7 protein-coding genes are annotated in these 5,362 nt (G+C 64.1%); 3 read left to right on the top strand and 4 right to left on the bottom strand.

The annotated features are described in order from the left end of the window. Both EN742_RS22795 and EN742_RS22790 read left to right on the top strand, forming a co-directional pair. Positions 1 to 197, top strand: a 197-nt coding sequence (locus EN742_RS22795; protein ID WP_148670201.1) for a PDZ domain-containing protein, incomplete at its 5' end; no start/stop codon positions are given. 39 nt (positions 198 to 236) lie between these two features. Then, a complete protein-coding gene (locus EN742_RS22790; protein WP_128333302.1) occupies positions 237 to 1,547 on the top strand; it encodes a replication-associated recombination protein A in 1,311 nt (436 codons plus the stop codon). A gap of 40 nt (positions 1,548 to 1,587) precedes the next feature. On the opposite strand, the gene EN742_RS22785 is transcribed toward EN742_RS22790, so the two are convergent. From EN742_RS22785 to EN742_RS22770, 4 genes are all read right to left on the bottom strand, one after another. Next, a complete protein-coding gene (locus EN742_RS22785) occupies positions 1,588 to 2,013 on the bottom strand; it encodes an HIT family protein (RefSeq protein ID WP_126054452.1) in 426 nt (141 codons plus the stop codon). 109 nt (positions 2,014 to 2,122) lie between these two features. After that, entirely contained in the window at positions 2,123 to 3,337 is a 1,215-nt protein-coding gene (locus EN742_RS22780; RefSeq protein ID WP_126054453.1) for a GNAT family N-acetyltransferase, read from the bottom strand. Between the two features lie 41 nt (positions 3,338 to 3,378). Beyond that, positions 3,379 to 4,107 carry a glycerophosphodiester phosphodiesterase gene (locus tag EN742_RS22775; protein WP_126054454.1) on the bottom strand — a complete coding sequence of 243 codons (729 nt, stop codon included), beginning with the start codon at positions 4,105 to 4,107 and terminating at the stop codon, positions 3,379 to 3,381. Positions 4,108 to 4,121: 14 nt separating this feature from the next. Further along, a complete protein-coding gene (locus EN742_RS22770) occupies positions 4,122 to 4,586 on the bottom strand; it encodes a RidA family protein (protein ID WP_126054455.1) in 465 nt (154 codons plus the stop codon). A gap of 138 nt (positions 4,587 to 4,724) precedes the next feature. Here EN742_RS22770 and EN742_RS22765 point away from each other — a divergent pair. After that, positions 4,725 to 5,362 (top strand): DUF1849 family protein (locus tag EN742_RS22765; RefSeq protein ID WP_128333301.1); only part of this gene is annotated, 638 nt, incomplete at its 3' end.

The following is a 5,362-nucleotide window of genomic DNA, read 5'->3' as shown; positions in this document are numbered from 1 at the left end:
TCACCGTAGTAGATATCAATCGCGATTCGCCGGCGGCCGATTTCGGCTTTCAGCCGGGCGACATTGTGCGTGAGGTGAACGGCACGACCATCGACACGGCGGCGACGCTGGCGCAAATAGCCCAGCAGGACACGCGCTGGTGGCGCTTTACCGTCGAGCGCGGCGGGCAGATACTGCGCCAGGTGTTGCGTTATTGAGGCGATCCAAGGGATCGCCCTCCAGCTTCGAAGACGTTCATGGCCGATCTGTTCAGCGTCGATGAACCGGAAAAGGCGCCGCCCGGCCGGCCGCTGGCCGACCGGCTGCGCCCGAAAAACCTCGGCGAGGTGGTCGGCCAGGAGCATCTGACCGGTCCCGATGGCGCGCTGACCAGGCTGATCGATTCCGGCTCTCTCGGCTCGATGATCTTCTGGGGGCCGCCCGGCACCGGCAAGACCACGGTTGCGCGGTTGCTTGCCGGCGAGACCAAGCTCGCCTTCGAGCAGATATCGGCGGTGTTTTCGGGCGTGGCCGACCTGAAGAAGGTGTTCGAGGCGGCCAAGCTGCGCCGCGCCAACGGCCGCCAGACCCTGCTCTTCGTCGATGAGATCCATCGCTTCAACCGGGCCCAGCAGGACGGCTTTTTGCCGGTGATGGAAGACGGCACCGTCGTGCTGGTCGGCGCCACCACGGAAAACCCATCCTTCGAGCTGAACGCGGCGTTGCTGTCGCGGGCGCGTGTGCTGGTGTTCCGTTCACTCGGCGAGGACAGCATCGCCAAGCTTCTGGCACGCGCCGAGGATGCCGAGGGCAGGGCGCTGCCACTCGACGACGAGGCGCGCGCCATGCTCGTCCGCATGAGCGACGGCGACGGCCGCGCCTCGCTGACGCTCGCCGAAGAAGTGTGGCGCGCCGCCAAGTCCGGCGAGGTGTTCGGCCCGGAGGGTCTGCAGCGCATCATCCAGCGCCGCGCGCCGATCTACGACAAGGGCCAGGACGGTCACTACAATCTGATCTCGGCGCTGCACAAATCGGTGCGCGGCTCCGACCCGGACGCCGCCCTCTACTATCTCGCCCGCATGTTCGACGCCGGCGAGGATCCGCTCTATCTTGGCCGTCGGCTGGTGCGCATGGCGGTGGAGGATATCGGGCTGGCCGACCCGCAGGCGCTGGTCATCGCCAATGCCGCGAAGGACGCCTATGACTATCTTGGTTCGCCCGAGGGCGAGCTCGCCTTCGCCGAGGCCGCCGTCTATCTCGCCACCGCGCCGAAATCCAACGCCGTCTACACCGCCTTCAAGGCGGCGACGCAAGCGGCCAAGGAGTACGGCTCGCTGCTGCCGCCCAAGCACATCCTCAACGCGCCGACCAAGCTGATGAAGGAAGGGGACTACGGCGCCGGCTATCGCTACGACCACGACGAGCCCGACGCCTTTTCCGGCCAGGACTATTTCCCGGAAAAGATGGGCCGGCGCACCTTCTACGATCCGCCTGAGCGCGGCTTCGAGCGCGATATCAGGAAACGGCTGGACTATTGGGCCAAGCTGCGCGGCGAGCGGGAAAGGTAAGCTCGCCGCGCCATGGTCGCGCGCTTCGGCCGGCGCTCGTTCAGTCAGCAAGCGCCGCCCGGATCTTGCTCGCATTTTCCGCCAGCACCTCGGGCTGTTCCATCTGTCCGCTGTGCGGCTTCAAGGGGATGCCCTCGAAGCGCGGAATGACATGGACATGGAGGTGGTAGACGGTCTGGCCCGAAGCCGGTTCGTTGAACTGCAGGATGGTGACGCCATCGGCGCCGAAAGCCTTCTTGACCGCCCGCGCCAACTTCTGAACGATCGTGAAGAGCGGCCCGAGCGTGGCCGCGTCAGCGTCGAGCAGATTGCGCGACGGCGCCTTCGGCACCACCAGGGTGTGGCCCGCTCCTTGCGGCATCACATCCATGAAGGCGATGACCGCATCGTCTTCATAGACACGGTGCGAGGGGATTTCGCCGCGCAGGATCTTCGCGAAGATGTTGCCGGAATCGTAGTCAGCCATGGCGGGCGCTCCTGATCAAGGATGTCCTGCCTCGTGTAGCGAAGCCGTCATGGCGCGGCAAGGCAGGTCACCCGAGATCGATTATGCCTGCCTCGACAAGGACGAGGGGCTATTCGGCCAGATCCTTGCGGAATGGCGTGTGGTCCTCGAGATATTCGCCCATCCGCTCGACCTCACGGCGCTCGCGGCGCAGATAATCGGCCACCGCGTTGCGCAGGCCGGGATGCGCGATGTAGTGCGCCGAGTGCATGGTCACCGGGCGGTAGCCGCGCGCCAGCTTGTGCTCGCCCTGCGCGCCGGCTTCCACGACCTTCAGCTTGCGTTCGATGGCGAAGTCGATCGCCTGGTGATAGCAGATCTCGAAATGCAGGAAGGGATGGTTCTCGATGCAGCCCCAGTTGCGCCCGTAGAGCGCATCGGAGCCGATGAAGTTGATGGCGCCGGCGATGTAGCGGCCGTTGCGCCTGGCCATCACCAGCAGGATGTCGTCGGCCATGCGCTCGCCGATCAGCGAGAAGAACTGGCGGTTCAGATAGGGACGGCCCCATTTCCTGCCGCCGGTGTCCATGTAGAAGGCAAAGAAGTCGTCCCAGACCCTTTCGGTCAGGTCCTTGCCGGTCAGCCAGTCGATCGAGATGCCGTCGGCCAGTGCCTCGCGCCGCTCCTTCTTCATCGCCTTGCGCTTGCGGGAAGCAAGCGTGGCCAGGAAGTCGTCATAGCTCGAAAAGCCTTCATTGAAGAAATGGAACTGCTGGTCGGTGCGGTGCAGGAAGCCGGCCGCCTCCAGCGTGACGACATCGCTTTCCGAGGCGAAGGTGACGTGAGCGGAGGACACGCCGAGCTTGTCGGTCACCATCTTCAGGCCAGCCGCGAGGCCGGCCTTCACCGCGCTGTCATCCTCGCCCTTGCTGACCAGCAGGCGAGGGCCGGTGACGGGAGTGAACGGCACGGCACTTTGCAGCTTCGGATAGTAGCGGCCACCGGCGCGTTCGAACGCATCCGACCAGCCGTGGTCGAAAACATATTCGCCTTGGCTGTGCGATTTGAGATAGCAGGGCACGGCGCCCAGCAGCTTGCCCTGCGCCGTCTCCAATCGCAGGTGGTGGCCCTGCCAGCCGGTGCGGCGCACAGCGCAGCCGGACTCTTCAAGCGCGCTCAGAAAAGCGAATGAAACGAGAGGGTTGTAGCCGTTTTCCTTGTCACCGCGCGTGGTCCCGGCAAAGCCGTTCCACTCATCGCAGGTGAAGGCGCCGATACCGGAGGCGACGCGGATCGAAAACTCCGCATTCGCCATCTGTCCATCATCGTCATCACCCTGATCCATGAGGCTTATTTAAGCTCCATACGGGGCTGCGCAAGCCTGGATCACGCCACCTTTACGAGGTCGGGTTCGAAACCTTCGAAGGTCATCTGGTCGGCATATTTGAAGGTGAGGTCGACCGCCGGCTGGTCATGCACGGTCCAGGTGATGACCGGCATTTTCAGCCGCTGGCGCACGAAGCTGACGAAGGGGTTGGGCAGGTCGCCGGCGGCATAGGAGGTGAAGGCGATGTCATGCGCCAGCATGGCGAAATGCGCCTCGATCAACTGGTTGTCCTTGCCGTAGGCGGTCAGCCCGCCAGGAATGCCGGGCGCGTCCTTCGGAAAATCGCGGATCAGCCAATGGTCGAACGACATGATCGCCGCCTTGCCCTTGTAGCGATTGAGCATCTTGCCGACGCTCGCCACAAGGCCCTGGTCGTAGCCCGGCGTGCCCTTCAGTTCGACCACCAGCGGCACGCGGCCGTCGATCAGGTCGAGCGCCTGCTGCAGCGTCGGCACATGATCGGCCGTGCCGCCGACCTTGAGCGCCGAGAGCTCCGCCGCCGTGCGCTGCCAGACGAAGCCGTCCTCACCGGTCAGCCGCTTGAGGTCGCCATCATGGATGATGACGGGAACGCGGTCCGAGGAGAGATGCACGTCGCATTCGATCGCGTAGCCGCGCTCGGCGGCGGCCGCGAAGGCCGACAGCGTGTTCTCCCAGCGCGCCTTGTTCATGTCGTGGAAGCCGCGATGCGCGACAGGGCGTGCGGTCAGCCAGGAAAGGTCGGTCATGATATCGGTCCGGCTCATTCGACTTCGAAGATCGCTTCGATCTCCACCGCCGCGTTAAGCGGCAGCGAGGCGGTGCCGACGGCGGAGCGGGCGTGCTTGCCGCTTTCGCCCAGCACCGCGACCAGGAAATCGGAAGCGCCGTTGGCGACCAGATGCTGCTCGACAAAGTCGGGCGCCGAGGCGACGAAGACGGTGATCTTGACCAGGCGCCGGACCTTCCCGAGATCGCCGAGCGCTGCCTTGGCCTGCGCCAGAATGTTGATGGCGCAGTATTTTGCGGCTTCCTTGCCAGTCGCCGTATCGACGTCGCGGCCGAGTAGGCCGCTCGCCTGCAGCTTGCCGTCCTTGAGCGGCAACTGCCCCGCCGTGAACAGCAGATTGCCGGTCCGGCAATAGGGCACATAGTTGGCGGCCGGCGCGGCGGCAGCCGGAATTGTGACGCCGAGATCGCTTAGCCGCTTTTCGATTGTTTCACCCATCGTATTTCCCTATTGCTTGAAGACGCCGCGCGAGCCGGGCCGAAATTGCTATTTTTGCCTCGCTTCCGCCATGACTTTTTTTAAGCTGGACCATCTTTCCCTGCGGCCTGCCATCAGCCGCGACGATCGGAGCACCATATGCGCGCAAAGCGCCTAGCATTCCCTGCCGTTCTTGTGCCAGCGCTGTTCCTGGTGGCTCCCGCCTTTGCCGTTCCGGCGCTGCAGGCGCACCGCGCGGTCTACGACCTGACCCTCAACAAGGCATCCGACCGCTCCGGCATAACCGGCATTTCGGGCCGCATGGTCTACGAATTCAATGGCTCGCCCTGCGAGGGCTACACGGTAAAGTTCCGCTTCGTCACCCAGATCGTCACCAACGACAATACGCGTCTGACCGATCAACAGACGACCACTTTCGAGGATGCCGAGGGCAAGACCTTCTCCTTCGTCACCAAATCCTTCGTCGACCAGAATCTCGACAAGGAGGTCAAGGGCATGGCGACCAGGGAGCCCAAGGGCCTCAAGGTCGACATCGACAAGCCCGAGAAGAACAGCCTGGAGCTCGCCGCCACCCAGTTCCCGACCCAGCATCTGGTGGAACTGATCGGCAAGGCCGAGAAGGGCGAAAGCTTCTATGAAACCAACCTTTTCGACGGGTCGGAAGACGCCAACAAGGTGATGACCACGACGGTCGTCGTCGGCAAGAAGACCGACGCCGACAAGACCGACCCGGAAGCGCCGGCGCTGGCCAAGCTCGCCGCCGACAAATACTGGCC

The sequence above is a fragment of the Mesorhizobium sp. M4A.F.Ca.ET.020.02.1.1 genome (genome assembly GCF_004022645.1).
In the GTDB taxonomy this organism is placed as follows: domain Bacteria; phylum Pseudomonadota; class Alphaproteobacteria; order Rhizobiales; family Rhizobiaceae; genus Mesorhizobium.
Note: the sequence above shows the minus strand (reverse complement) of the source record. Positions and strands in the feature narration are given on the sequence as shown.

What these genes read in the sequence shown, in the direction of transcription:
- EN742_RS22790 (WP_128333302.1), top strand. Translation starts at nt 237, where the DNA reads ATGGCCGATCTGTTCAGCGTCGATGAACCGGAAAAGGCGCCGCCCGGC.
- EN742_RS22785 (WP_126054452.1), bottom strand. Translation starts at nt 2,013, where the DNA reads ATGGCTGACTACGATTCCGGCAACATCTTCGCGAAGATCCTGCGCGGC.
- EN742_RS22780 (WP_126054453.1), bottom strand. Translation starts at nt 3,337, where the DNA reads ATGGATCAGGGTGATGACGATGATGGACAGATGGCGAATGCGGAGTTT.
- EN742_RS22775 (WP_126054454.1), bottom strand. Translation starts at nt 4,107, where the DNA reads ATGACCGACCTTTCCTGGCTGACCGCACGCCCTGTCGCGCATCGCGGC.
- EN742_RS22770 (WP_126054455.1), bottom strand. Translation starts at nt 4,586, where the DNA reads ATGGGTGAAACAATCGAAAAGCGGCTAAGCGATCTCGGCGTCACAATT.